26 protein-coding genes are annotated in these 26,696 nt (G+C 65.4%); 15 read left to right on the top strand and 11 right to left on the bottom strand.

The genetic code is table 11. From position 1 onward, the window contains the following. Positions 1-1,340 (bottom strand): bifunctional hydroxymethylpyrimidine kinase/phosphomethylpyrimidine kinase (gene thiD / locus V5A53_RS02760; RefSeq protein ID WP_332312037.1); only part of this gene is annotated, 1,340 nt, incomplete at its 3' end. Positions 1,341-1,394: 54 nt separating this feature from the next. After that, the gene (locus V5A53_RS02755) at positions 1,395-2,882 is read right to left on the bottom strand and encodes an MATE family efflux transporter (RefSeq protein ID WP_332312036.1); all 1,488 of its coding nucleotides are present in this window, start codon (positions 2,880-2,882) and stop codon (positions 1,395-1,397) included. Between the two features lie 98 nt (positions 2,883-2,980). Between V5A53_RS02755 and lipA the strand changes: the two genes are divergently transcribed. The 7 genes from lipA to V5A53_RS02720 all read left to right on the top strand — a co-directional run bounded on the left by lipA (position 2,981) and on the right by V5A53_RS02720 (position 10,085). Then, the gene (gene lipA / locus V5A53_RS02750; RefSeq protein ID WP_332312035.1) at positions 2,981-3,913 is read left to right on the top strand and encodes a lipoyl synthase; all 933 of its coding nucleotides are present in this window, start codon (positions 2,981-2,983) and stop codon (positions 3,911-3,913) included. A gap of 356 nt (positions 3,914-4,269) precedes the next feature. Further along, the gene (locus tag V5A53_RS02745; RefSeq protein WP_332312034.1) at positions 4,270-4,686 is read left to right on the top strand and encodes a DUF7522 family protein; all 417 of its coding nucleotides are present in this window, start codon (positions 4,270-4,272) and stop codon (positions 4,684-4,686) included. 429 nt (positions 4,687-5,115) lie between these two features. Further along, the gene (gene pdhA / locus V5A53_RS02740) at positions 5,116-6,243 is read left to right on the top strand and encodes a pyruvate dehydrogenase (acetyl-transferring) E1 component subunit alpha (protein WP_332312033.1); all 1,128 of its coding nucleotides are present in this window, start codon (positions 5,116-5,118) and stop codon (positions 6,241-6,243) included. Then, positions 6,240-7,223, top strand: coding sequence for an alpha-ketoacid dehydrogenase subunit beta (locus tag V5A53_RS02735; protein ID WP_332312032.1), 984 nt, complete (start codon positions 6,240-6,242; stop codon positions 7,221-7,223). The genes pdhA and V5A53_RS02735 overlap by 4 nt, the downstream gene beginning before the upstream one ends. 1 nt (position 7,224) lies before the next feature. Beyond that, positions 7,225-8,784 carry a dihydrolipoamide acetyltransferase family protein gene (locus V5A53_RS02730; RefSeq protein ID WP_332312031.1) on the top strand — a complete coding sequence of 520 codons (1,560 nt, stop codon included), beginning with the start codon at positions 7,225-7,227 and terminating at the stop codon, positions 8,782-8,784. Between the two features lie 160 nt (positions 8,785-8,944). Then, on the top strand, positions 8,945-9,175 hold the full coding sequence (locus V5A53_RS02725) for a HalOD1 output domain-containing protein (RefSeq protein ID WP_332312030.1): 231 nt from the start codon (positions 8,945-8,947) through the stop codon (positions 9,173-9,175). A gap of 133 nt (positions 9,176-9,308) precedes the next feature. After that, positions 9,309-10,085, top strand: a complete 777-nt coding sequence (locus tag V5A53_RS02720; RefSeq protein WP_332312029.1) for a class I SAM-dependent methyltransferase — start codon at positions 9,309-9,311, stop codon at positions 10,083-10,085. 22 nt (positions 10,086-10,107) lie between these two features. Here V5A53_RS02720 and V5A53_RS02715 read toward each other — a convergent pair whose 3' ends face one another. Next, the gene (locus V5A53_RS02715; RefSeq protein ID WP_332312028.1) at positions 10,108-11,265 is read right to left on the bottom strand and encodes an MBL fold metallo-hydrolase; all 1,158 of its coding nucleotides are present in this window, start codon (positions 11,263-11,265) and stop codon (positions 10,108-10,110) included. A gap of 127 nt (positions 11,266-11,392) precedes the next feature. Further along, positions 11,393-12,739 (bottom strand): FAD-dependent oxidoreductase, encoded by a 1,347-nt coding sequence (locus V5A53_RS02710; protein WP_332312027.1) that lies wholly within the window; start codon positions 12,737-12,739, stop codon positions 11,393-11,395. Between the two features lie 170 nt (positions 12,740-12,909). Here V5A53_RS02710 and V5A53_RS02705 point away from each other — a divergent pair, with 170 nt between their 5' ends. From V5A53_RS02705 to V5A53_RS02690, 4 genes are all read left to right on the top strand, one after another. Continuing rightward, positions 12,910-13,653: a DNA polymerase sliding clamp gene (locus tag V5A53_RS02705; protein WP_332312026.1), complete on the top strand. Its 744-nt coding sequence runs from the start codon at positions 12,910-12,912 to the stop codon at positions 13,651-13,653. Between the two features lie 106 nt (positions 13,654-13,759). Further along, a complete protein-coding gene (locus V5A53_RS02700) occupies positions 13,760-14,740 on the top strand; it encodes an FAD-dependent oxidoreductase (protein ID WP_332312025.1) in 981 nt (326 codons plus the stop codon). 22 nt (positions 14,741-14,762) lie between these two features. Then, the gene (locus V5A53_RS02695) at positions 14,763-15,551 is read left to right on the top strand and encodes a DUF7551 domain-containing protein (protein WP_332312024.1); all 789 of its coding nucleotides are present in this window, start codon (positions 14,763-14,765) and stop codon (positions 15,549-15,551) included. 59 nt (positions 15,552-15,610) lie between these two features. After that, entirely contained in the window at positions 15,611-15,838 is a 228-nt protein-coding gene (locus V5A53_RS02690; protein ID WP_332312023.1) for a hypothetical protein, read from the top strand. On the opposite strand, the gene V5A53_RS02685 is transcribed toward V5A53_RS02690, so the two are convergent. The 3 genes from V5A53_RS02685 to V5A53_RS02675 all read right to left on the bottom strand — a co-directional run bounded on the left by V5A53_RS02685 (position 15,811) and on the right by V5A53_RS02675 (position 17,348). Beyond that, positions 15,811-16,263, bottom strand: coding sequence for a TIGR00725 family protein (locus V5A53_RS02685; protein WP_332312022.1), 453 nt, complete (start codon positions 16,261-16,263; stop codon positions 15,811-15,813). The two genes, V5A53_RS02690 and V5A53_RS02685, sit on opposite strands and share 28 nt — an antisense overlap. Positions 16,264-16,346: 83 nt before the next feature. Further along, positions 16,347-16,511, bottom strand: a complete 165-nt coding sequence (locus V5A53_RS02680) for a DUF6757 family protein (protein ID WP_332312021.1) — start codon at positions 16,509-16,511, stop codon at positions 16,347-16,349. A gap of 66 nt (positions 16,512-16,577) precedes the next feature. Next, positions 16,578-17,348: a PHP domain-containing protein gene (locus tag V5A53_RS02675; RefSeq protein WP_332312020.1), complete on the bottom strand. Its 771-nt coding sequence runs from the start codon at positions 17,346-17,348 to the stop codon at positions 16,578-16,580. A gap of 134 nt (positions 17,349-17,482) precedes the next feature. Between V5A53_RS02675 and V5A53_RS02670 the strand changes: the two genes are divergently transcribed. Then, positions 17,483-17,770 (top strand): DUF5789 family protein, encoded by a 288-nt coding sequence (locus tag V5A53_RS02670; RefSeq protein ID WP_332312019.1) that lies wholly within the window; start codon positions 17,483-17,485, stop codon positions 17,768-17,770. A gap of 328 nt (positions 17,771-18,098) precedes the next feature. Here the strand turns inward: V5A53_RS02670 and V5A53_RS02665 are convergent, their stop codons facing one another. Then, positions 18,099-19,496 (bottom strand): DUF4393 domain-containing protein, encoded by a 1,398-nt coding sequence (locus V5A53_RS02665; protein WP_332312018.1) that lies wholly within the window; start codon positions 19,494-19,496, stop codon positions 18,099-18,101. Continuing rightward, on the bottom strand, positions 19,493-20,791 hold the full coding sequence (locus V5A53_RS02660; protein WP_332312017.1) for a DUF445 domain-containing protein: 1,299 nt from the start codon (positions 20,789-20,791) through the stop codon (positions 19,493-19,495). The genes V5A53_RS02665 and V5A53_RS02660 overlap by 4 nt, the downstream gene beginning before the upstream one ends. A gap of 349 nt (positions 20,792-21,140) precedes the next feature. On the opposite strand from V5A53_RS02660, the gene V5A53_RS02655 reads away from it, so the two are divergent. Continuing rightward, a complete protein-coding gene (locus tag V5A53_RS02655; RefSeq protein ID WP_332312016.1) occupies positions 21,141-21,815 on the top strand; it encodes a hypothetical protein in 675 nt (224 codons plus the stop codon). A 182-nt stretch (positions 21,816-21,997) separates the two neighbouring features. On the opposite strand, the gene V5A53_RS02650 is transcribed toward V5A53_RS02655, so the two are convergent. Together V5A53_RS02650 and alaS are read right to left on the bottom strand one after the other, a co-directional pair. Further along, entirely contained in the window at positions 21,998-22,351 is a 354-nt protein-coding gene (locus tag V5A53_RS02650; protein WP_332312015.1) for a hypothetical protein, read from the bottom strand. A 113-nt stretch (positions 22,352-22,464) separates the two neighbouring features. Beyond that, positions 22,465-25,290, bottom strand: a complete 2,826-nt coding sequence (gene alaS / locus V5A53_RS02645; RefSeq protein WP_332312014.1) for an alanine--tRNA ligase — start codon at positions 25,288-25,290, stop codon at positions 22,465-22,467. Positions 25,291-25,510: 220 nt separating this feature from the next. Between alaS and V5A53_RS02640 the strand changes: the two genes are divergently transcribed. Beyond that, complete coding sequence (locus tag V5A53_RS02640; RefSeq protein ID WP_332312013.1) at positions 25,511-26,122, top strand: phage tail protein; 612 nt, start codon at positions 25,511-25,513, stop codon at positions 26,120-26,122. Further along, positions 26,119-26,634 (top strand): phage tail protein, encoded by a 516-nt coding sequence (locus V5A53_RS14530; protein ID WP_442928668.1) that lies wholly within the window; start codon positions 26,119-26,121, stop codon positions 26,632-26,634. Before V5A53_RS02640 ends, V5A53_RS14530 begins: the two co-directional genes overlap by 4 nt. The last annotated feature ends 62 nt before the right edge of the window (positions 26,635-26,696 follow it).

Below are 26,696 nucleotides of genomic sequence, written 5' to 3'. Positions count from 1 at the left end.
CGGAGTTCGACGACCCGTTCGGCGACCGTTCGGCCGTCCACAGCGAGGAGTTTCGTTATAGCCTCCTTACCGGTTGCGCCCCGGTCGATGACCGCAACGGGTGGTCTCGACCCCGCCTCGAAGACATCGCGCGCGGCCCAGTCCATCGTCCCGTCGGCACCGTCCGGTTCCTCGCTGCGGTCGTATTCGGCTACCGACCAGCCGAGCGACGAGAGGGCTGATTCGACATCCTCGTCGAACCGGCAATTGACGGCAAAGCGGAATCCGGGGTGGTACTCGCGGGCGCCCAGGAGGAATCTAGCGACGTGGCTGGAGGCTCCGAACCGGACGCCACGGTTCGGCGCGATACCGTCGATGGTCTTCGTGATCCGGCCCTCCACTGCGGCGGCGTCCCCGGGGTCTTCGGCGTAGGGTGTCGCGCCGACGACGTTCATCCCCACCTCCGGCACCAGCGGGCGGACGTTCTCCTCGACGAACCACTCGACGATGTCGGTGACGCGCTCGGCAGTCTCATCGCGGGCCGCGTCGTTCCGCAGGTCGACGAGGTGGTGGACCGCACCCGGACCCCGGCCCACGTCGTGATGGTAGCGGACGGCCCGCTCCATGAAGTCGACGCTCCGGCCGACGGCGTCGACGAGGGGTTCGCCACGGGCCAGTCGGGTCGCGATGGCCGCCGAGAGCGTACATCCCGACCCGTGGGTCGCGTCGGTGTCGACGCGGGGATGGCGGGCCGTCTCGATGGTCTCCTCGGTCACCAGCACGTCGAGGACCTCGTCGCCGGGGATGTGGCCACCCTTCACCAGCGCGGCGTCGGCGCCCATCGTCAATACCCGCTGGCCGGCGAGGCGAGCGCCGGCCTCATCCTCCGGTTCCACGTCGGTCAGGACCGCCGCCTCGTCGGCGTTCGGCGTCACCAGCGTCGCCTCGGCGATGAGGTCCTCGTAGGCTTCCTCGGCGGCCTCGGTCAGAAGGCGGTCGCCCGTCGCGGCGACCATCACCGGGTCGACCACCAGCGGAAACTCGAAGTCAGCGGCGTAGTCGGCCACCGTCTCGACCACCTCGGCCGTCGCGAGCATCCCCGTCTTGGCCGCCCGCACGTCGAAATCCGAGAGGACGGCATCGATTTGGGCTTCCAGTTCCTCGATGGGAAGGACGTGGCTGGATGCGACGCCCGTCGTGTTCTGGGCGGTAACGGCGGTGACGGCCGACGTGCCGAAGCCGCCGGTCGCCTCGATGGTCTTGAGGTCGGCCTGAATCCCGGCGCCGCCGCCCGAGTCGCTGCCCGCTATCGTGAGTACGACCGGCTTCTCGGTCGGAGCCGGTCTGCGCGTTCCCGTCATACGTCGACCTATAACAGTTGAATATAAATCGGTGATGGTGAGACGGCGGGTCCACTAATCGTCGTCATCGTCGGTCGCGGCTCCAGTCCCGTCAGTGGGTCGGCCGTCACCAGCGGCTTCAGCGGCCGCTGCCGCGGCGTTATCGAACATCCGATCGCGACAGGAGAGATAGTAGCCGCCGAGAGCGACCGCAGCGAGGACGTTCGAACCGGTGACCGCCCAGAAGACGGCGTGGACCCCGAGGCCGAAGCCGCCGAAGGCCACGTCGCCGACGACGACGGCGCCGGCCGGGAGCGCAGCGATCGCGGCGGGGACCCGGAGTCCCCAGTATTTCAAGAGGTCGACGATGAACCCGGTCCGCGTGCGCGAGGCGCCGTTGAAGGCGGCCAGCAGGACCGCCGAGACGCCCATCGCCCAGTAGCCGTACGCGAGGATCTCGAGGTAGTCGATGGTCAGTGCCAGCCCCCGTTCGGTGAGCGTAGGGACGAAAACGCTCGCCAACAGGCCCGGCGCGAACCACTGGAGACCGCCGACGAATAGCAGGCCGCCGCCCGCGATACGGATGCCAGTCAGGACCGTCTCGTCGGCGCGGTCCGGGCGGTCTGCGCCGAGGTTCTGGCCGACCATGCTCTGGGCGGCGCTGCCGAATCCCGAGGCTGGAACGAACGCGACCGTGGCGATGCGGGCGCCGACCGTGTAGGCCGCGAGACCGGCCGCCCCGCCGACGACTGCGACGACGCTGATGATGCCCACGCGTGCGGACTGGCCGGCCAACTGCTGGCCGGCGACGGGGCCGCCCACGTCGAGCAGTTCTCGGAGGTCCCGGACCGAGAGCAGGAGGTCCGACCGCCCCAGCGAGAAGGTCTCGCGGGGGCCGACCGCGAGCACGACGGCGGCTAGCAATCCGACCGTGAAGCCGAGTCCAGTCGCCAGCGCCGCACCGCGAACGCCGAGTGCCGGGAAGGGGCCGACACCGAGGATGAAGAACGGGTCGAGTACGATGTTCGTGGCCACGTTGGCCACGTTGATGTAGAGGGCCGCCCGGGTATCTCCCCAGCCGATGAAGCTGTATTCGAGGGCGTCGCTGCCGGCGCCCAGCGGGAAGAAGGCAGCGTACACGAGGAGGTAACTCGCCGCCAGGGGCGCTACCGTCGGGCCGGCGCCCAGCAGCGACAGTACCGTCTCCCCGGCGAAGGCGACGACCCCGAGCAACAGCGCGCCGATGACCGCCGACAGCAGAAAGCCATTGAATGCGACACGGCGGGCGCCAGGTTCGTCGTCGGCGCCGACCCGCTGGGCGACGAGAATCTGGGTCCCGATGGCGCCGGCCGCTACGAACCCGAACATGGTGGCGATAAGCGGGAAGTTGATACCGACCGCGGCCACCTCGGCCTCACCGACGCGGCCGAGCCAGAAGGTATCGACCAGCTGGTTGCAGACGTGGACGAGGTTCTGGGCGACCAGCGGAACCGCGAGCGCCACCAGTGTCGCCGCGACCGGCCCGCCGGTGATCTCCTCGGAGGAGATGTCCAGTCGGCCCATTTAACATCTGATATTCTGGAAAATATAAACGTTTTCCGGAACGAAATAGAGGCGTTCGACAACCGCATGCTTTTGGCGGCGGAGCCGAACTGTAGGGTATGAGCAGCCGGCGCCGCAAGCCAGAGTGGCTCAAGACGCGGCCCCCAAGCGGCGAGCGGTTCGCCGAGATCAAGGAGAGCCTCCGGGAGCGGGACCTCCATACCGTCTGTGAGGAGGCCAACTGCCCGAACCTCGGTGACTGCTGGAGCGGACGCAACGGCCCCGGGACGGCGACGTTCATGCTGATGGGCGACCGCTGTTCCCGCGGCTGTAACTTCTGTGACGTCGAAACCGGCGGGATGGAGCCGCTGGACCCCGAGGAGCCCCGAAACGTCGCCGAGGCCGTCGCCGAGATCGGCCTCGACTACGTCGTTCTCACGAGCGTCGACCGCGACGACCTCACGGACGGCGGCGCGGCCCACTTCGCCGAGACGATTCGGGAGATCAAACGCCTCGATTCCTCCATCCTCGTCGAGACGCTGATTCCCGACTTCCAGGGCGACCCCGAGGACGTCCGGAAGATCATCGAGGCCGGGCCGGACGTCATCGCCCACAACGTCGAGACCGTCGAGCGCCTGCAGTGGCCGGTCCGGGACCGCCGGGCCGACTACGAGCAGTCGCTGTCGGTGCTGAAGCAGGTCGACGAGGAATCGGACATCTACACCAAGACGAGTCTCATGCTCGGCGTCGGCGAGTACGACCACGAGATCTATCAGACGCTGTCGGATCTGCGGGAAATCGACGTGGATATCGTCACCTTCGGCCAGTACCTCCAGCCCTCGCGGTCGCATCTGGAGGTCTTCGAGTACGTCCACCCTGACGCCTTCGACGTCTGGAAGCAGGTGGCCGAAGAGGAGTTCGACTTCCTCTACTGTGCCTCCGGGCCGATGGTCCGGTCGTCGTTCAAGGCCGGCGAGTTCTTCGTGGAGGCGCTGCTGCGGGACGGGAAGAGCATCGACGAAGCACGAGCGGCGGCGTCCGCTGCCGAATGACCGAACGGGAGGAGCGACCGGCGAGCAGCGTGGTCGAGCAGCGCGAGGCTACGTAACCGATCGAACGGCGGATTTGACTCGCCTTGTCGTGGGGCGAAGCCCCCCTCGGTCGTTCGAGAAAGCCAGGGGCTCTCGTGGGTCCCCGAATCGGAGGTTTATCTCCCGTCTCGAAACCCGGATCAGGTGATAAAAACGACGTGCTGAATAGGGGGATGGGTGCAGCGGTTTGTGCGACAGGAATCCCCCATTACCCATGCCCCTTGGCCCGTTTTTCAGCCAGCTACTGGTAACCGGCCACCAGCGATTCTGTCGAAACGTTTGATACGGTTCCACACCTAAGTATGACGGTGGATGAAATGGCATTCGAAACCGATCTCAGTGAGGAACTGGCCGACAGTATCATAAGCGCTGCACGAACGAGCCTCGGGGATACGCTCCGGGCCGTGGTGTATTTCACCCCATCGTCGTTCGACATCCTGTACCGTCGGCAAGGTCTCTACGGTTCGGGCGACACGGCCAGAGAGGCCAAGTCACAACTTGTCGAGTTTGAACGTACCGGGTTCGGGGAGATGCCGGTCCGGACGGCCATCGCCCATATGGAAGGCGGGCCGGATATCGGACCGTATGAATTCACGGTCCGGTTCCACGAAGACGGGTTCGTCATCCGAATCCTTCAGGGTGATGCAGGTGTCCTCTTTACCGCGGACAGTATGGATGTCAACGCCTTCGAAGACGCAGCCAGCGCCATCAGCAAACTGCTGGCCGAGGAGTGACTCCCCGCTGGATACGCGCTCTGTATTCAGCACGACTGCGGAAACGTCTCACCGTTTGAGAGGTTCTACGAGACCGGATTTTCGGACGACAACGCAACGAGCGTGGTGAGTGGGTAGCGTCCCGTTCGCCCACCGAAATTCGGAGGTGCCTGAGTCGCAGTAGCGAAGAACGGGCCGACAACACCTCGATGCGGCAGCGGGTCTCCGGACGGGACCGATTCGCCGACAGTCGGTATCCCCGCGGAATCGTCAGAATACTCATATTTCGAATCCCGTCCTTTTAAAACACCGTATTCTGACGGTTCGTCCAGTACTACGTTCTATATAAGTCAAGCATCCAGTATTCCAGCCTACATTCAAACGTGGCAAAATTTACGTAAACACTATGCCGTCGGCCTCGGACATTCCCTCTATGCGACGGAGGGACCTATGAGTATACTGCAGCGTGACCCGCAGGACCGAGTGCGGGTCCTCGACGAGGACGGTCGTGTCGTCGACGGCGCCGAGGTACCGGACCTCGACGACGACACCCTCATCGAGATGTATCGGCAGATGCGACTGGCGCGTCACTTCGACCAGCGGGCCGTCAGCCTGCAACGACAGGGGCGGATGGGAACGTACCCGCCGCTGTCGGGACAGGAAGGCGCCCAGGTCGGCAGTGCCGCCGCGCTGGAGCCACAGGACTGGATGGTGCCGAGCTATCGCGAACACGGCGCCGCCTACGTCCGCGGCCTCGAACTCGACGAGACGCTCCGCTACTGGATGGGCGACGAGCGCGGGAACAAACTCGAAGGCCTGCGCATCTTCCCCGTGGCGGTGCCCATCGCCTCGCAGATTCCCCACGCCACCGGTGCGGCCTGGGCCTCGAAGATGAAGGGCAACGACGACGAAGCCTTCCTCTGTTATTTCGGCGACGGCGCCACCAGCGAGGGCGATTTCCACGAAGGCCTCAACTTCGCCGGCGTCTTCGATACGCCGACGGTCTTCTTCTGTAACAACAACCAGTGGGCGATCTCGGTGCCCCGCGAACGACAGTCCGCCTCGGCGACGCTGGCCCAGAAGGCCCACGCCTACGGCTTCGAGGGCGTGCAGGTCGACGGGATGGACCCGCTCGCCGTCTACAAGGTGACGAAGGAAGCCCTCGAGAAGGCCAAGAACCCACAACAGGCGGGCGACGACGCGCCCGGCCACGCGACCCGGCCGACGATGATCGAGGCGGTCCAGTACCGCTTCGGCGCCCACACCACCGCGGACGACCCCTCGGTGTATCGGGACGACGAGGAGGTCGAACGCTGGAAGGCCAAGGACCCGATTCCGCGGCTGGAGGCGTACCTCCGGGAGCAGGGCATCCTCGACGACGAGCGCGTCGAGACCATCGGCCAACAGGTCGAAGACGAGGTGGCCGAGGCCATCGACATCGCCGAGGCGACCGAGCGACCCGACCCCTCGGAGATGTTCGAACACGTCTACGAGGAGATGCCGCCCCAGCTCGAAGAACAGCGCGAGTACCTCGAACAACTGCGTGAGCGACACGGCGACGAGGAGCTGTTAGAATGAGTTCACAGAACCTCACACTCGTCCAGGCGGTACGGGACGGCATGAAAGGCGAGATGGAACGGGACGACGACGTCGTCGTTATGGGCGAGGACGTCGGCAAGAACGGCGGCGTCTTCCGCGCGACCGAAGGCCTCTACGACGAGTTCGGCGAACAGCGCGTCATCGACACGCCGCTTGCGGAATCCGGCATCATCGGCACCGCCGTCGGCATGGCCGCCTACGGCATGAAGCCGGTTCCGGAGATCCAGTTCTCCGGCTTCATGTACCCCGGCTTCGACCAGATCGTCAGCCACATGGCGCGGTTCCGCAACCGCTCCCGGGGGCGGTTCACGCTCCCGATGGTGCTCCGCGCGCCCTACGGCGGCGGCATCCGCGCGCCGGAACACCACTCCGAATCGAAGGAGGCCTTCTACGCCCACGAGGCGGGCCTGAAGGTCGCCATCCCCTCGACGCCCTACGACGCCAAGGGCCTGCTCGCGGCGTCGATTCGTGACCCCGACCCGGTCGTCTTCCTCGAACCCAAACTCATCTACCGGGCCTTCCGCGAGGAGGTGCCGGACGACCCCTACACCGTCGAGCTGGGCGAGGCCGCGGTCCGGACGGAGGGCTCCGACGTCTCGCTGTTCACGTGGGGGGCGATGACTCGACCGTCCATCGAGGCGGCCGAGAACGTGGCGGAGGACGGCATCGACGTCGAAGTCGTCGACCTGCGGACCCTCTCGCCGCTCGACGAGGCGACGGTCCTCGAATCCTTCAAGAAGACGGGGCGCGCAGTCATCGTTCACGAGGCTCCCAAGACGGGCGGCCTCGCGGGCGAACTCACCGCGACGATTCAGGAGGACGCCCTCTACTATCAAGAGGCGCCGATACAGCGCGTGACGGGCTTCGACGTTCCCTACCCGCTGTACGCGCTGGAGGACTACTACATGCCGGAGAACACCCGCATCGAAGACGCGATCCGAGAAACCTACGACGCCTAACATGGTACGCGAATTCAAACTCCCCGACGTCGGCGAAGGACTCACCGAGGCGGAGATCGTCAACTGGCTCGTCGAACCCGGCGATACGGTCTCCGAGGACCAACCGGTCGCCGAGGTCGAGACTGACAAGGCGGTCGTCGAAGTGCCCGCCCCGGTCAACGGCACCGTTCGAGAGATCCTCGCCGAGGAAGGCGAGATGGTCCCCGTCGGTACCGTCATCATCACCTTCGACGTGGAAGGCGAGGCCCCGGAACCCGACGCGGAAACGGAAGCAGAAGCGGAACCGGCCGAACCCGACGAGAAAGCGGCAGCCGACGGCGAACCCGCCGAACCGGATGACGTCGAAGCGACCAGCGGCCGCGTCTTCGCCGCACCCTCCGCCCGACGCCTCGCCCGCGAACTCGGCGTGCACATCGAAGCCGTCGAGGGCTCCGGCCCCGGCGGCCGGGTGACCGAAACCGACGTCCGCGAAGCCGCCGGATCGACCGCCGGCGATGAAGCCGACGAGGAGGCGGCCGCCAGTGACGCCGATTCCGCGGTCAAATCCGCGACCCGGAAGATCACCGACGACGAGGGCGAGGCCGGACTGGCGGCCGAGACCGACGGGACGGAGGCCGCCGGTACCGCGGCGCCCGCATCGGTCGAAAGCGCCGACCGAGAGCGGACGCTCGCCGCACCGTCGACCCGCAAACTCGCCGAGGAGGAGGGCGTCGACCTCGATTCCGTTCCGACCGAGCAGACGAAGGACGGCGAACCGTTCGTCACCGAAGAGCAGGTTCGCGAATACGCCAAGGCGCAACAGCAGGCACAGGCGGCCGACGCCGAGGCCGTTTCGGCCGGGACGGAGGCCGAAGCGCCCGCCGGCGAGGACGAGCGCATCCCCTACCGCGGCATCCGCAAGACCATCGGCAAGCAGATGGAGCGGTCGAAGTACACCGCGCCGCACGTCACCCACCACGACGACGTGGACGTGACCCGACTCGTCGAGACCCGCGGCCGACTCAAGGAGAAAGCCGAGGCCCGCGATACGAAACTCACCTACATGCCGTTCGTCGTGAAGGCCATCGTCGCGAGCCTCAAGGAGTACCCGGCCCTCAACTCCCAACTCGACGAGGACAACGAGGAGATCGTCCTCAGGGGCGAGTACAACATCGGCGTGGCGACGGCGACCGACGCCGGCCTGATGGTCCCCGTCATCAAGCACGCCGACCGGAAGGGCATGCTCGATATCGCCGACGAGATGCGGGACCTCATCGAGAAGGCCCGGGACCGCTCTATCGCTCGCGAGGAGATGCAGGGCGGGACCTTCTCCATCACGAACTTCGGCGCCATCGGCGGCGAGTACGCCACGCCCATCATCAACTACCCCGAGACGGCGATTCTCGGACTGGGCGCCATCAAGGACCGACCCCGCGTGGTCGACGGCGAAGTCGTCCCGCGGAAGGTCATGACGCTATCGCTGTCCATCGACCACCGCGTCATCGACGGCGCCGAGGCAGCCCAGTTCACCAACACCGTCAAGGAGTATCTGGAGAACCCCGAACTGCTGTTGCTGGAGTAGGGATTCGGGGCTATCGAGCGGTGTCGGTCTTCATATTTGATTTCGTCAGCAGGTGTGATTCAGCCGTTCAAACGAGTGTGCCAGTCGACCGGTCGGTAGTACCGATTCCAGTAGAGACACCCAAACGATTTTCGTCTTGTGATTCATTGACACACCAAGTATGACGTTTCTACTTACACTTATCGAGGCGATTGCGATGGCCGAGGACAAAGAGCCAGATGAGCTGGATCTCTTCCTTGAAGACCACATCTCTACGGAGGCTATCCAGCATCTGGACGACCATGACAGCGAGTCCTGGATGCTTCAATTCGAACTCCCGAGTCACACCGTACAGATTGCAGGAGACGGTACCATCCTCATAGACGGCGACGACGAGCAGTCGACCGACTAAACGCTGTTTCTGCTGAAACGGCCATCCCAAAGCGCCTCATCCATAGATCGGGGAATAGCCTACATCGACCGATCAGCTTTCGGACCCCAACCGTTGATTATCCCCGCCGTCGAACCCGCTGGAGAGACCCTCCATGGACGATTCCCGAAACGAGAACCGACGGCTCTGGGACGAGTGGAGCGACGACTTTCAGGCGCTGTGGAACGCCGACACCGCCGACGGGGAACTGCCGCCGGCGCCGTGTCCCTTCACCGAGGACGCGCCGGGCGCAAGCCACCCCGACATCCTGCCTACGGTCGAGGGCGTGGATTTCGTCGAGCTGGGCTGTGGCGGCGGTCAGGCCAGCGTCGGAACGGCGATTGAAGGCGCCGACACCGCCGTCGGCGTGGATTTCTCCGGCGAGCAACTCGCCCACGCCCGGAAGCTCCGGGACCTCTACGGCGTCGACGCGCAGTTCGTCGCTGGGGGCGTCACGGACCTCCCCTTCGCCGACGACGCCTTCGACGTCGCCTTTTCGGGATGGGTCTATCAGATGGTCGAAGACCTCGACGGCGCGCTCGCGGAGGCCCACCGGGTGCTTCGAGACGAGGGCGTGCTCGTCTTCGATCTGCCGCATCCGTTCTACGAACTCTTCGACCCGACCGAGAAGGAACTCGAACGGAGCTATCACGCGCCGAACCGGCGGGAGATCACCATCAAGGACGAGTACGACGCGGAGATGGTCGTCTTCGACCGGACGGTCGGCGAACTGCATAACACGGTGGTCGAAAGCGGGTTCGACATCAAGCGACTGCTCGAACCCGGGAGCGACGACCCCGAGGAGTACGACGACGACCCCCTCGAAAGCACCCAACCCGACCTGATGGCGCTGGTGCCGCGGAACCTCCGGTTCTGGGCGGTTGCAGAGTAAGCCCTTCTTATAAAATCGAGCCTCAGTCAGTCATCGCATCGGCCGTCGCCGCACAGTTGTTCGGCCCCCGCTCCAGTTGCAGGGCGCGCTGTCGCGGCATGTCACGCTGGCCGAGGTTCGTCGCGATGATCTGGCTGTGGTTTGCCGGGCGCGGTGGCATATCGGCGAGGACGGCCTCGACGAACTCGTCGGCGGACATCGACAGGGCGTCCATCTCCTCGACGATGGACTCCAGCGTGGCCGTGTAGCTCCCGTCGGTCGCCGGTTCGGTCCCCTCGCTTCGATGCCCCGGCGCGACCAGCGTGGATTCCGGCAGGGAGAGCACCCGCTCCTGTAGGGACCGGTGCAGTTGGCGTGCGGCCGCCGGTGCGCCCTCGTCGCCGGCCTCCAGGTCCGGCCGGGCCACGCTCTCGACGAAAAGGCCGTCGCCGGTGAACAGGACGGACTCGTCGAGGTAGTAGGCAGTCATCCCCGAGGTGTGGCCCGGCGTGTGAATCGCCTCGATCGTACTGTCGCCGACGGCGAGCGTCTTGCCGTCCGTTATCGTCTCGTACTCGATATCGTATTCGACCCCGCGGTCGAGTGCTGCCGCGGGGACGACTGCAGTCGCGTCGGTGTGTTCGCCGAGGGCCCGGACGCCACTGATGTGGTCGGCGTGGACGTGCGTGTCGATGGCGTAGGTCAGGTCGCTCCCGTAGGCGGCCGCGACGTCGACGTACTCCCGGGCGAAGGCCAGCAGGGGGTCGACGACCGCCGCCTCGTCGCCGGAGACGACGAGATACGCCAGACACCCGCTCGACGGACGGCGGAACTGCAGGACCGTCGCCTCGGCGTCCGTCGGCACCTCGGTGTACACCGAGAGGTCGGCCCACGCTTCCATCCCGCCGGCGAGGTTCCGCACGTCGACGTCGGTTCGGCGGAGGTGACGCGCCGACTCACGACTGATCTTGCCGGTCCCACAGACGGTCACGACCGTCTCCGTCGGAACGTCCGCCAACACGTCCTCGGGGTTCGACTGGGTCAGTTTCCGGTCGGGAACGTTGATCGTTTCGACGCTTGCCCCGTCGATGTGCCACTTCTCGTACTCGTGCGGTTGGCGCACGTCGATAACCGTGACCGACTCGCCCGCCTCGATGTACTCGTGCAGTTCCTCGGGCGTGATCTCGGGGACGCGTGACATCGCTCTACCAGTACCATCCCGTCGAGCGGACATAAGTGTTTTTAATATTGTGAATACTGCACAACACTGAATCGAGCATCGATTCCACAGTAGGAGAGAATGTCCAAAAGAGGCTGCTCTGTCGCTCTTAGTCGAGTTTCCCGCCGAGGACCTTCGCGGCCGTGAGGATCGGGTCCCAGACCGGGCTGAACGGCGGCGCGTACGCGAGGTCGGTGTTCTGTAGTTCCGTGACGGTCATCTCCGCGTTGAGCGCCGTCGCGACGGTGTCGATACGCTTGACGCCCTCCTCGCCGACGAGGCTGGCCCCGAGTACGCGCTCGGAGTCCCGGTCGGCGACGAGTGTGACGGTCAACTCCGAGCCACCGGGGTAGTAGTGGGCCCGAGAGGACGCCGAGATGGTGACCGAGACGGGGTCGAAGCCGGCCTCGCGGGCGCGTTCCTCGTCGATGATGCCGGTCCGGGCGGCACCGAGGTCGAAGGCCTTCACGATGGCCGTGCCCGCGATATCGCCCACGGGCGTCGGCGACCCGGTGACCGTCTCCCCGATGGCGCGGCCGGCGCGGTTGGCCGTCAGCGCCAGCGGGACGTGGTCCGGTTCGCCGGTCACGACGTGGCGGGCCTCGGCACAGTCGCCCGCGGCGTAGACGTTCTCGTAGTTCGTGCGGCCGTACTCGTCGGTCGCGATGGCGTCGGTCGGCCCGCGTTCGATGCCGGCCTCGGCCGCGAGGTCGGCGTTCGGGGCGACGCCGACGCCGACGATGACGATGTCGGCCGACTGGGAGTCGTCTTCGAGGTGGACGCGCTCGACGGTGCCGTCGCCGGCGAAACCGGAGACCGCGGTCTCGAGGTGGAGTCCGATGCCCTGCTCGCGCAGGTGTTCCTCGACGGTTTCGGCTACCGTCTCCCCGAACGGCTGGAGGACGTGTGGCAGCATCTCGTACATGTGGACGTCGATGCCGTGTTCGTCCAGCGCCTCGGCCATCTCGATGCCGACGTAGCCGCCCCCGACGATGGCCGCCGTCTCGGGCGAGCGCTCGTCGACGAACGTCTCGATGGCGTCGGCCTCGTCCATGTCGTGGATGGTGAACACGCCGTCGAGGTCCATCCCGTCGAACGGGGGTTCGATCGCGGTTGCCCCGGTCGCCACCAGCAGGTGGTCGTAGGGCTGTTCGAACGTCTCGGTCCCGTCGTCGACGGTGACGGTTTCGCCCTCGGGGTCGATGTCGACGACCTCGTGGCCCGTCCGCAGGTCGATGTCACGCTTCTCGCGGAACTCTTCGGGCGTGATGGTGACCAGGTCGTCGATATCCTCGACTTCACCTTTCACGTAGTAGGGCATCCCACAGGCCGCATAGGACACCCACTCGCCCTTCTCGAAGACGATGATATCCATCTCCGGGTTCTCCCGTTTCGCCTTGCTCGCGGCACTCATTCCCGCTGCGTCGCCCCCGATCACGACGAACGTATCGTCCATATCTAATGGTTCGGCCACGGTCCGCAAAAGTATTTCCCAAAATCCACAATACTACAACGCGGTTCACCACCAGCGACGGGGAGTCGATGGCGCGTTTTGCAGTATTAGTTCTTCATTCGCGCGCGCGAATCACGCACGTTTTTTAGGGGGCGCGCAGAAGGTGGTCGTATATGTTCAAGGCTATCGTGAGCGCGGACACGCTCGGGGCGGCGCTGGACTCCGTGAGCGTGCTCGTAGACGAGTGTAAGATCCGCCTCGACGAGGAGGGCCTCACGATTCGCGCGGTCGACCCCGCCAACGTGGGCATGGTCGACCTCGAACTCTCCGAAACGGCGTTCGAATCCTACGAGACGGACGGCGGCGTCATCGGCGTCAACCTCGACCGGCTCGAAGACATCGTCGGGATGGCCGACTCCGACCAGTTGGTCCATCTCGAACTGGACGAGGAGACCCGCAAACTCCACATCCAGATCGACGGCCTGGAGTACACGCTGGCGCTTATCGACCCCGACTCCATCCGACAGGAACCGGACCTCCCGGACCTCGACCTCTCCTCGGAGATCGTCATCGAGGGCAAGGACATCGACCGAGCGGTCACCGCCGCGGACATGGTCTCGGACCACATCGCCCTGGGCGTCAACCCCGACGACGAGGAGTTCTACGTCGAGGCCGAGGGCGACACCGACGACGTCCACCTCGAACTCGGCCGGGAGGACCTCATCGACCTCACCGCTGGCGAGGCTCGCTCGCTATTCTCGCTTGACTACCTCAAGGACATGAACAAGGCGATCCCGAAGGACGCCGAGGTGACGATGGAACTCGGCGAGGAGTTCCCCGTCAAGATGCACTTCGACTTCGCCGAAGGCGACGGCCACGTCACCTACATGCTCGCGCCGCGCATCCAGAGCGACTGACCACCCACCCCGATCTTTCGTTCTCGCCGTTCGCTACCCGTCGATAGCGACACCCACCGGTACCGAAACCGAAGCCACTATGTTGTTTTAGGCTCGCCTAAATTTCATGGGAGACGAGACGTCCGCCCGAAGCAGGGACGACGCGACCGACGCGTACGACCACGACGTCGTGGTCGTCGGCGGTGGACCGGCCGGAAGTTCTGCCGCCGTGTTCTGTGCCCGTGGCGGGCTCGATACCGTCGTCTTCGACCGCGGGAGTTCCTCGATTCGGCGGTGCGGCTACCTCGAAAACTACCCCGGATTTCCCGCCGGCGTCGACATCGGGACGTTCTGTGACCTGCTGGCCGACCACGTCGACCGGGCGGGCGCGGAACGGGTTCCAGACCTCATCGAATCGGTCGACCGCGAGGACGACGGCTTTCGCGTCCAGCCACAGGAGGGCGACGCGGTGACGGCCCGCTTCGTCGTCGCCGCGACGAAGTACGACAGCGAGTATCTCCGCGGCCTCGACGACGAGGCGGCGATGTTCGAGACCGTCGAGTACGACGGGGAAACCCGAGAGATGCTCGACGGGACCTACCCCGACGCGGACGGCCGAACGCCCGTCGATGGCCTCTACATCGCCGGACCGCTCGGGTCGGCCGACGACCAGGCGATCATCGCGGCAGGCCACGGCGCCCGCGTCGGCCGAGCAGTGTTGGCCGACGACCGGGTCGAGGACGGGTGGTGGCCCGAGGTCGCCGACCACGTCGACTGGGTCCGCCGGGAGGCCGAACGCGACGAGCAGTGGTCGGACCGCAACCGCTGGCGCGAGTGGTTCGACGACCGCTTCGCCGACGACGCGCCGGTCGCCGCCGACACCGACCGCTACCGGCGGGTCCGACGGGCCTACATCGACGCCGCGCTCGGGACCTACATCGACTCCGAGGAGATCGCCGCCCGAACCGAAGCGGGACAACGGGCGCTGGCCGAGCAGCTAGATACCGAGGCGGTTCTGGAATCCGTCGACGACGAGCGCCTGCTCGAAGCCGTCGACGACGAGACGATTCGGGCGTATCTCGACGAGGAGGTCGTCGACACGTGCTGACCGGTCCGACCGATAGCGAACCATGACCGGGAACGCGCTGGCGGACATCCGGCGTCATCTGGAGTCCCTCTCGGACCCGAACGGGCGATATTATCTCGTCTGTGCACGCACGGGCGAGCGGCCGTTCCCGGCCGATGGCCTCCGCTTTGCGACCAGAAAGACGGCCGCGGAGGCCGCCGACGCCGCCGCGGCCTACCGGTCGGAACTGCGCCGGTGGGACGAGCGCCTGCCGCCACGGGATTTCGTCGTCTGCGAGGACCTCTACCTCTCGCCGCCCGCGGACCTCGTCGACTTCTGCCACGAGGTTGCCGGCGCCGTCTTCGAGACACTGTCGGCCCACGGCTACCCCGAGATCGAGAACGCCGTCATCGACGCGTATCTGGAGGCCGCCGAACACGTCGCCGACAGGGACCGGCTCTGCTTGCTGTTGCTCGACTGCATGTCCGCGGAGTTAGCCATGTTAACGACCGACAAGCAGGCGACCGTACTGCGGGCCGCGAGCAAACGACTGTCGGACACGGCCGCCGCGCTGGACCCGCTTTCGGGGACGCTGGACCGGTTCGCACGGCTGACGCTCATCGAGGACTACGAGTGTCGTCGCGACGGGAGCGCGTGGCAGGTGACCGTCGACGGATACGAACTCGCAGACGGTGAGACCCTGCCAACGCTGCCCTTCGCGGTGGAATACTTCCGCCGGAACCCCGAGGGGACGCCCGCCATCCGTGGGGCCGAACGCGACGGCGACGGCTGGCGGTTCCGACTGGTCGACGACGCGGCCGCCCCGGACGGGTTGGTCCGGGTCGGCGCCTGAGTGGCGGCAATGCGTCCCGGAACCGCGATTGCTCTTATCGTGGCGCCCCTACCGACGGTATGGACCAGTCGACCAAGCGGCGACTGTTGGCCGTCGGCGCGCTCGCCAGCGCCCTCGCGCACGCCTTCACACCCCGACTGCTGCTCGAAAGCGTCGAGACGTGGTACACCGAAGGCCTCCGCGCGGAGTTCGAACCCAGCGAGGAGACGGTTCGCCGGGTGCGGTGGCTGGCGGTCCCGAACCTGCTTGCGGCGGTCTACTACTGGGTTCGCGCCGATTCGACGTAATCGACTGCGTCTTCCGGCGTGTCGACGGCCTCGAACCCATCGAGGGCGATATCGTGGGTATCCAGCCCCGCGACCGGCCGATGGAAATCCAGCGCGTGACCCAACTCCGAGAGCGTGCCCGCGGCGCCGTCGATGGCGATGGCGGCGTCGCCGTTGAGGACGACCATCACGTTGCGAGCGTTGCCCAGTCCCGTCGCGATGGGCGTCGTGACCCACTCGTTGGCGTCGCCGCGGCGCTCGGTGGGAAGGATGCCGATGGTTTCCGCTCCTTCCTCTCGTGCGCCCTTACAGACGGCCTCCATCGTTCCGCCCAGACCGCCGCAGACGACGGTGTGGCCGCGTTCGCCGAGGAGGCGGCCGACCTCCTGAGCAGTTGCGTAGGTTTCCCCCTCGATGCTGGACCCGCCGATGACGGACACGCGCATGGCGGGAGATAGCGGGCGGGCGAAAAGGGGCTTCCGGCGGTGCGGCCGCTGGCAGCACGAACAATCGACAGAAGTCGATGGGTCTATTCGCCGAGCGCGTCGTCGATCTGCGACTCGAAGTCCTCGAGGACCTCGGAATCAGAAAGCTCCTCCATCCGTTCGCGGAGGTGCTGTTCACAGAGGCCGACCTTGAGGTGGTCCTTCTCGACGGCGACGGCGGCCTCGTCGTCGCAGTAGTGACACTGCATGAAAGAGGGTACGACGTCAACGGGTTTCAACCCAGCGTTCCCGGCGACGACGCGACGCGGCCGCGGCTACAAGGCGGCTCGGAACCGGCGGTAGTCCGAGCGGTCCAGCCCGGCCTTCCCGAGTTCGTCGTCGTGGGCGTCGCTACCGCCGGTTACGAGCAGGTCGTAGGCCTCGATGGCACGTTCGATGGGGCGACGGTCGACCTCCCGGCCGTATGCGTAGTGGGCCTCGACGGCATCGAGGTCCGCACAGAGTTCGAGGGCCGCCTCGGGGTCCTCGTAGCGGAAGGGATGGGCCAGCGAGACGAGGCCGCAGGCCTCCTGAAGGACCGAGAGGCCCTCCTCGAAGGAGGGGATGTCGCGGGCGACGAAACAGGGGCCGTCGTCGCCGATGAGTTCGTCGAAGGCCTCCTCGTAACTGTACTCGGAGGCCTCGTCGATGGCGCGAGCGATATGGGGCCGGCCGAGGCCCTCGCGCGGCTCGACGGGCAACTCGACGCCGAGGCGGGCCTCGACGTTCTCGATGATCCGCCGGCCGCGCTCGATGCGGTTCCGCTGGAGTCCCTCGACGAGTGCTTCGAGTTCGTCGGTCGGCGTGACGCCGTAGCCGAGCAGGTCGACGCGCTCGGTGTCGGTTTCGACCCGCAATTCGATGCCGTGGATGACGGTCACGCCGTCGAGGATCACCACCGGCGTCGGCAACTCCGGGTGGATACGGTCGTGGTCGGTCACCGCAACCGCCGAGACGCCGGCCCGTTCGGCGGCCGCGGGCAGCCTCGACAGCGTGAGTTCGCCATCGGAGTTCGTCGTATGTACGTGCAGGTCCGCTACGACCATGCCCGTACTCGCCGCCGCACCGTCAAAGCCCCGGCGTTTCGCGCCGGGTCGCGTATAAGGAGCCTAGATGTCCCCATATTGGGGTAGGTCGTTTATAGCAAACATTCATGAAGGACTACTGGCTGGGTAGAGACATGCGACTGCTCACCAACGTCGAGGACGCCATCGATGCCCACTCGTATCCCGCTACGGCCGAGGAACTGGTCGACGAGTACGGTGACCTCGAACTCGAAACGCCCAACGGAACCGAGACGTTCGGCGATGCCCTCGAATGTCTCGGCAACACCACCTTCGCCGACGCCGAGGAGGCCCGTCTCGGCGCCTACTCCGCCGTCTCCAGCGACGCTATCGGCCGACAGAACTACTCGGACCGCGACGCGCCCTGCATCGGCGAGAGCGGTCGCGAACAGGTTTCGTTTTAAACGACGACCCGAGAACGAGTCATACGACGGTTCTCATACCCGTTCTTCGTTCCCCGACACGCACCCGGTCGGTACCGGAGGGGTTTTACATGGGTAGCGGAAAGTTGAGGTAGACGGCACGGTCAGTCAGCCACCTTTCAATTCGCGTGGTTTCCACGTGTAGTTGCCGCTGGCTGACCTACCCCGTCGTTCTAACACCGAGGAGCGACCGCTATTCCCTGCCTGGAAACACCGAACCGAGAGAGTCAGGTTCGCACGGCCGTCCGAGCGACCATCCGTCAAGGAGTGAAATCGATACCGCGTGACTCGTTCTACGGCACCCCACCGGTCAGTTATCGGTCTCTTTCCGTAGCTTCGTCTCCCGGTAATCGACGTTGACCTCGAAGGGGAGACACACCTCGCAGAAGTCGATGCCGAAGTCGGTGAGGTGGATGCTCCCGTAGACGGGTTTCGGCCGTTTGGCCTCCTCGCGGGCGGCCTCGATGTGTGGCTGGGCTTCGAGTACCTGATACTCCTTGAGGTTCTCGACCGGTTCGTCCGAGAAGATGATGAGGCCCAGTCGTTCGAGGTTCTGGAGGTAGATGGGCGTCCGGTCGGGATGGCGGCACCCGGCATCGCTTCCGACCCGTGTGAGGTTCTCGGCGATCAGCGTCGATTTGAACGGGATGTACCCCTTATCGCGGATGTCTACCGAGGGCTGTCGCCCCTCGGTGCCGAACAGCCGGAGGATGCGTGCCTCGTCGGCGGCTAACTGGTCGAGAATCGACGAGAAGGCGGGATGGAGCGTCTCGTCGCGACCGATCTCCGCGGATTTCGACAGCAACTCCGAGCCCCGTTTCCGCAACGATTCGCGGGTGACGGGCCGCCGGTCGCCGGTCCGCTCCTGGTGGGCCTCCAGCCAGTCGACCCGTTCCTCGCCGACGTCGATACCCGCCCGCTGGAGTTCGTCCAGCGCGATGGCGCGCATCTCGGTGAGCAGTTCGGCGGGCGACTCCGACGTCGAGGCCGCATACGCCATCCGTGTCCCCGTCCGGACGCCCGATTCGACCGAATAGCCCGTCGCCTGCTGGGTCATCGCCGCGCCGATGCGGGCCATCCGGAACATATCGAGCGTGGCGTCGTCCTCGATGTCCTCGGGGTCGACGCCGGTCAGCCCCGGAACGGGGAACAGTCGGTCGATGCCGGACCCGTCGGGGTCGGTGATCTCGACGATGGCATCCTCCAGGCCCGTCCGGAACCGCTCGACGTCCTCGGCGTCGATACTGCTGGGGTCGGTGATGCTCGTCCCGACCACGTCGAAGATGTCGCCGAGGGTCCGTTCCGAGGCGGCCGTCGTACTCGCGATGGCGCCTTCCAGCACCGACAGTAGCCCTCCGACGTTCCCCCGGTCGATGTCGTCGGGTTCGACGATGGCACCCTCCAGAAGCGACAACAGTTCGGCGATGGCCTCGGGATTGGTCTCCGAGGGGACGGCGACCGCCGACTCCAGTACCGACAGCAGACGGTCGAGTTGGCGCCCTTCGAGTTCCTCGTCGACGACCGCCTCTTCGAGGAGGTCGAAGGTCCGGTCGATCTCGGCGGGCGGCAGGTCCGGCGGTTCTTCGTCGGGGACGTCGACCGGCGGGTCGTCGACACCGTAGCCCGGCGGCTCCTCGCCTCGCTCGGTATCGTCGTCCGGCGGGAGGTCGGCGTCCCCGGTATCGTCCTCGCGGCGGCCATCGCTCATACCGCGGTCACCACCAGTAGCTGGAGCCAGCCGGCGATGAAGCCGAGGACGGCCCCCAGCAGGACGAGCATCCATTCGTCCTCGACAAAGGCCGGCCGCAGCAGGCCGACGAAATCCGGCGAGGAGAGGTTGCGGATGCGGTCGGTCATGAGTTCCTTGATGGCCTCGCTTCGTTCCTCGTTGAACGCGGGGTCCTGGAGCGGTTCGATGGTCCGTTCGACGCTCTCGCTGGCGAACGATTCGCGGATGCGTTCGTACCCGTCGCTTCCGGTCGTGATACGGATAAACGGTCCGGCCACGCCGACCGCGCGGTCGACCTCCGGACGGATGGCCTCACGGATCATCCGCCGGGTTCGGTCCGACTGGGTGCCGTACATGAGGTTGTGGGCGACGTTGGCGATGGTGATGACCTCTCCGGAGACGAGATCCGCGTATTCCTCGGCGACTTCGTCCTGTCGCTTGATAAAGAGCCCCTGCAGACTGAAGGGGCCGATCTTCCGCTCTCTGATGGGCAGGAAGATGATCTTGAGGGCGATCCAGTTGGTCAGATAGCCGACGGCGACGCCACAGACGGGCAGCACCCACCACTGGTCGATATAGAGGAAGAGGGGAACCGAGAACGCGCCGAGTATCGTCCCCAACAGGAAGCCGGAGTTGATGATGAACTTGAGTTCGTGTTCGCCCACCTCGAGGAAGAGGCGATTGAGGAGTTCGGGGTTGTCGTCGAGGTGGTTGGTGACCATCTGGTTGATATCCAGCAGTTCGTCGATGTTGTCGCCGATGCGCTCGGTGATCTTCTCGGCGATGGCCGGCAGTTTCGACTGCACGCGCGCGTGAACCACCTCTCGGACCGCCTCCGGCGTGTTGTGCCACAGTTCAGGGTGTTCCTCCTTGAGGACCTCCTCGGTGAGTTCCCGGATCTCGTCTTCGGAGTCGGTGACGATGTGGCGGGCGATGCGCTCGGGGTCGAACGCCTGATAGAACTCCCGTTCGGTTGCGATCTTCGCGATGCCCTTCTCGGCGGCGATGGTGCCCATCCGCGCCGACCGGGAGGGGATGATCCCCTGCCAGCCGATTCGCCCCTCGATGACGCCGGGGATCTGCTTGAGTTTGCGCGGCAGCGCCGGAGTGAACTGTTTCAGCCCCGGCATCCGGAAGCCGACGAACTCCGTCGGATAGAACAGCAACCGGATGGCGACCCAGTTGGTGCCGTAACCGATGACGCCCGTGATGAGCGGGATGAGCACCAGCCGCCACTGGAGGCCGTAGGGCAACGGGGGGAGTACTCCGGTCATACGTTGTCTCTCGAACGGTCGTCCGCGGCGCTCGGTACCGCAAGGGGCGTCGCTTCCCGCGAATCCCGCCGACTGAAGCCGGATACCGGCGCCACGCTCGGTTTCACAGTTCGGTATCTCGGGTCCGTAACTTTAAGCCTTTCAAGCGTGCGGCCGCCTGCCACGGGACCGTGGATGCGGGCGATATCGACCGCCTGCCCGACACCCCAGCGCCCGCTTGCAGAACACCCCCAAACCAGTAGAATACATTGAAAGACACAGAATGGTTTTTCGCGGGAAGAGTTAAAGCTCTTGCCGCCGATATATCGAACGGGCACGCTACGAAACGGCGACGCCATCCAGCCAGACCATGAGCGACAACGACTCCCCACTCAGCACGCTGTTCGAGTTGCAACGCAATACCATCAAACAGACCGAAGACCTCCTCGAGACGGCGCTTTCGGTCCCCCGTGACGTCGGCGACAGCCTCTATTCGGGCGTCGAGACCCAGCAGGAACTACAGGAACGGGCGCTCGAACTCACCCGCGAGTCGGTCCACACGTCGCTGGACGCCGCCGAATCCGTCTCCGGCGACTCCGCGACCCTCGAGGACCTCCGAGAGTCCGTCGACGAGACCTTCGATACCCTCAAAGACCAGCAGCAGGAGGCCTTCGACGCCGTCGACGAGGAGTACGACGCCGTCGGCGAGAGCTACGACGAACTCAGCGAGGACGCCCTCGAGAACCTCGGCGAGCAGATCGACGTCCTCGTGGAGTTCAACGAGGGCATCGAGGACCGGCTCATCGATTCCCTCGAAGACGTCACCGAGCAGTTCGAGAAACTCCAGGAGGACCTCGAAGAGAGCACTGACGAGGCTCAGGAACGAGTCGAAGAACAGGCCGAGGAACTCGCCGACCGCTTCGAGAAGCAACTCCAACAACTCTCCGAGCAGTTCGAAGAGCAGGCCGACCGCTTCGGCCAACTCGAAGACCGGATGGACGACCTCGGCTTCAGAAGCCACGGCGAGAGCGAAGACGACAAATAGCGCCTGATCGCCCGCTCTCGCTGTCGTCACCCCTGTCCAATCTTCCCTTTTTCAGCTCGGAGCCGCTGAACCGCCGCGCAGTGGCGGAGACGCTTCCGGTCGGTACGCACTCGTACGTCGACCGCATCGGGAGCGCCAGCTTCAGCTGTTTTATAAATCGCCTAAAACGTGCTTCCCGCCCGTCAGACCCCGGGGACGCCGAAGGCGCCGACGCCGAGATCCAACACGGCGTTGAGGATGTAGAGGATGACCAGCGCCGACACCCATGCGACGGCGCCGATAATCGCTGCGTCGACCCAGCCGCCCGGGTAGCGCCATTTGATGACCCAGACCCACGCGATGAGGGCGATTACGAGCCCGATAAGCGGAATCCACGACGTCAGCGCCCACGCGATCGCCCCAAGTAAGGCGGTGATGACCGCGTGGCTATAGTCATCGACATCGGCGACGACCCTGGCGCTGATGTATATCGCCAGTCCACCGACGAGCAATGCGACGAGAAACGCGACTATCGAACCGACAAACGGGACGGCCATGAACCAATATTTGCCGGAAAAACGCATATAACCAGGGGGTAGTTCGCGCCCGGCCGGTATTCACGGTCGGATACCTATCTGGTACCGCTATCGAAGGAGGTGCTTACTCGAAGTTAGGCTTCGCGGAGCTGTCGAAGGACGTCCGGCGCCTCCTCGAGCGCGTCGTCGAGTTTGTCGGTTTCGGGGCCGCCGCCCTGTGCGAAGTCCGGTGGGCCGCCACCGCCGCCGCCGACCTTGGCGGCGAGTTCGCTGACGACCGCACCGGCGTTGAGGTCGACGCCGTCGGGAACCGCGACGACGAACGTCGCGCCGTCGCGCCCGCTGCCGAGGACCGCGACCTTGCCCTCCTCGACGAGGGCGTTGGCGGTCGCCCGGAGTTCGTCCATATCGGCGTCGACGCGCTGGACGACCGCGGTCGTCCCGCCGAGTTCGACTTCCTCACCCTCGCTGCCACCGCCCTGGGCGCGCACCTCGGCGAGTTGCTCTTTGAGGTCCTCGATCTGCTTGCCACGGGCCTTCCACTCCTCGAAGAAGCGCTCGGCGGTGTCGGGGACCTCCTGCGGCGAGACGTCGAGGGTGTCGGCCGCCTCGTAGAGGGCGTCTTCGGTCCGCTGGGTCGCCTCGATGGCGGCGTCGCCGGCCGCGAAGACGAGTCGTTCGACGCCGTCCTGAACGCGCTCCGTCGAGAGGATCTTGATGGTGCCGATGTCACCGGTTCGGGTGACGTGCGTGCCGGCACAGGCCTGGACGTCCTCGGCGACGTGGATGAGTCGGAGCTGTTCGCCCGGCGGGATACCGCCCTGATAGAGGTCGAAGCCGTGTTCCTCCTCGGCCTCCTGTCGGTGGGGCCACTCCTGTTTGACCGAGAGGTTGTCCGTGACGAGTTCGTTGGCGACGCGCTCGATGCGTTTGACCTCCTCGCGGGAGATGCGCTCGTAGTGGCGGATGTCGAACCGGGAGGACTCGGTGCCCTTCTGGGCGCCGGCCTGCCGGACGTGGTCGCCGAGCACCTCACGGGCCGCGTGCCCGATGATGTGGGTTGCGGTGTGGTGCTGCATCAGGCGCTTGCGCCGGGTGCCGTCGATCTGTCCGCGGACGAACTCGCCCTTGCCGGGGTCGCCGTCGGTGCGGTGGAGGACGACGCCGTCGACCTCCTGGACGTCGATGACCTCGACGGTGGCGTCGTCCGACGAGAGCGTGCCGACGTCGGCCGGCTGGCCACCGCCTTCGGGGTAGAACATCGTCTGGTCGAGGACCACGTCGTAGACCGTCTCGTCGTCCTCGTCTTCTCCATCCGAGTCGGCAGACTCGCGTTCGACGACGTCGAGGACGACCGCCTCGAACTCGGTGCGTTCGGGGTCTTCGTAGAAGAGTTTCTCCGTATCCGGTAGGTCGGCAATCCGGTCTTCGTCGTCGACGGTCCCCTCTTCGTCCTCGAAGGCCTCCTCGCCGCCGTGACGGGCCGCCACGAGCGAGTAGAAGTCGTCCGGAATCTCGACCTCGGCGCCGTGGTCGTCGGCGATCTCCTCGACCATATCGGGCTGGATACCCTGCGAGTCGTAGAGTTCCAGCACCTCTTCGAGGGGGATCGGCTCGCCCTTCTGGGCGTATTCGCTGGCGAGGCGTTCGACCTGCCGACCGCCGCGTTCGAGCGTCTCGCGGTACTTCTCGACTTCGGTGCGGACGATATCGCGGATGGTATCGCGGTTCTCGTAGTCGAGGCGTTCGGCCTGCATGTCGACGAGTTCGTCCAGCGGCGCGTCGACGCCGACGTTGTCACAGAGCCGTTTGGTCCGCCGGAGGACCATCCGCGCGAGATAGCCAGTCCCGACGTTCGAGGGGACGATGCCGTCGCCGAACATGTACGCGAGCGTCCGGCTGTGGTCGGCGATGGCGTAGATGTCCTCGAGCGGTTCGACGAGTTCGCGGAGCCGGCTCGTGGAGACGTCGAGTTTCTCGGCGATGTTGTCACGGGCGGCCTCCACGTCGTCGACGTCGTCGATGTCGAGTTGGCCCGAGAGCCGTGCGGCGCGGTTGACGAGGGCGAGTTCGTCGTCGGTGTAGTCGAGACCGGCGTTGTCCTTCAGGAAGTCGATCATCTCGGGGTAGACCGCCTCGTAGACGGTCGGCGTCCCCTGGGACATCCACGTCCATCGCTCCAGCCCGTAGCCGGTGTCGACGATGTACGTGTCCATGTAGGAGTAGCTGTTGCCGTCCTTGAGTTCGTACTCGCCCTCGGGGTCCTGCTCCATGCACATGAAGACCAGCGTGGCGAGTTCGAGGCCGCGGTAGATGACCTCGATGGCGGGCCCGGCGTTGCCGCCGCCGACCCACGGGTCCTCGATGTAGGTGACGTCCTCGATGTCCGCGCCCAGCTCGTCCAGCAGGGTATCGCAGTATTCGACCGTCTCGTTCTTCCAGTAGACCTCGCCCTGATAGGCGTACTGGTCGGGGTCCTCGAGGTCCTCGCGGGCATTGAAGGCGTGGTGGGCCATCATCTCGAAGGCCATCGTGTGGCGGCCCGTCTTGCCCACGTTGTCGATGTCCTGCATCCGGATGCAGGGCTGGCTGACCGTCAGGGGGTTCGCCGGCGGCGGGGTCTGCCCCGACGTGACCAGCGGCTGGAAGTCGTAGATCGACGCCTGCGTCAGCAGGACATCGTCGCGCCAGCGGTTGGCGGCGACCGGGTAGGGGTCGATGCGCTCGTGGCCGTGCTCCTCGAAGAACGAGAGGAACTCCTCGCGCATCTCCTCCAGCGAGAACTCCTCGTCGAAGCCCGGTTCGCCGATGAACTCGTAGTCGGCACACGGCGGTTCCCCACACAGTTCTCGATCCTCGTCGCGGGTCCAGAAGTGTGCCCCACACGAGGGACACTCCTTCCGTACGAACCCCTCGTCGTGGAAATACTCTAGCTGATATTCCTCGTCGAGGTCACTCATTACCCTCTTTTCGCCCGTCCGCGGCTAAAGGGTTTTCGAGCGACGTTTGGCACGCGAGGCCGCCCAGCGCGCGGCCTCGCGGTTCGATTCCAGTGTGAGACGCCACACAGAGCAAACATTCATCATACCCCCCAGCGAGTGTAACTCAGATGTCTTTTCAGACTATCTCTAGTAATTCCGCAAAGAGAGCCGCCAACCACCACTCAGGTGGGTCCTGACCATGGCAGGGAGAGCAGATCCGTACCGGCAAATGCGTTTCATCCTCGAAATCGACGGCATCGTCAAAGCAGGGTTCAGCCACTGTCGGGTTCCGAACGCCTCGTCGAGCGTGATTACGTACCGAGAGGGGAACGAACTCCCGACACCACGGAAGCTTCCCGGTCTGAACCAGTACGGGCCACTGATTCTGGAGACGGGGATTACCGACAGTTCGATCGAACTGTTCGAGTGGCGGACGCTCGTTGAGCAGGGGAAGATGGACGAGGCTCGTCGGGCGGCCGCCGTCGTCTTGCTGGATGCGACGGGGAATCCAGCAGCCCGCTGGACGTTTCGAGAGGCGTGGCCGTCCCAGTACGAAGGACCTCGCCTGTCCGCCGTCGCGGACGAGGTCGCGATCGAACGACTCGTCATCGTGAACGAGGGCTTTGGCCGAATCGCTTTCGAGCAGTCCGACGAGGAGAGCGAGGCGGACTCCGAACGTACTGGTGGGGTAGAGGAGGTCGCAATCGGAACGCTTCCACGCGGAGTGGGCGTGCCCCAGGGAATCGACTCGCTGGTCGGCAAAAGTCGACAGCAAAAGCGAGTGCGTGACAAGGAGCAAGAGGAGACGTGAGCGCTCGGGGCAGTGATCCCTACCGTGCCAATCGCTTTTGTGTCTCCTGCAAAGCGCTGCCAGCGCTGGGATTCACCGAGGTCCGCGGGCTCTCGGTAGACGTCACCATTGCCGCGGAGAACGCCTCGCGGTCAGCGCCGGATGAGGCAACGAATGACTGCCGTCCAGTGGCCGCCTCGATGGCGGCGAGTACACCCGAGCAGCGGGAGACGGACTCGCCGAAACTCGAACTCTGCCGCGGCGTGACAGACGACCAGGCCCTCTGGACATGGTTGCACGACTGGCTCGCCGGGAAGGTCACCCCGCAAGATGTGCGGATTTGCCTGCTCGACAACCGAGGGACGCCGGCTACGGGCTGGATTTGCCGTACTGCGATTCCCGTGCGGTGGGTCGGGCCGACGCTCGTTGCAGACCGGGCAACCGTCGCGATGGAAACGCTCGAGCTTGCTCATCGCGGTATCGATCGGATCGCCGACCTCGAGACGTGTTGTGACGGGGCTGCGAGCGACTAATCGGAAACGAACGGTGTGTCATGGTGGCCGACTGTGAGAGCTACTACTGACCGTTGACTCCG

The organism is Natronomonas sp., from assembly GCF_036625485.1.
Lineage (GTDB): Archaea > Halobacteriota > Halobacteria > Halobacteriales > Haloarculaceae > Natronomonas.
This window is presented reverse-complemented; position numbering and strand designations above follow the sequence as displayed.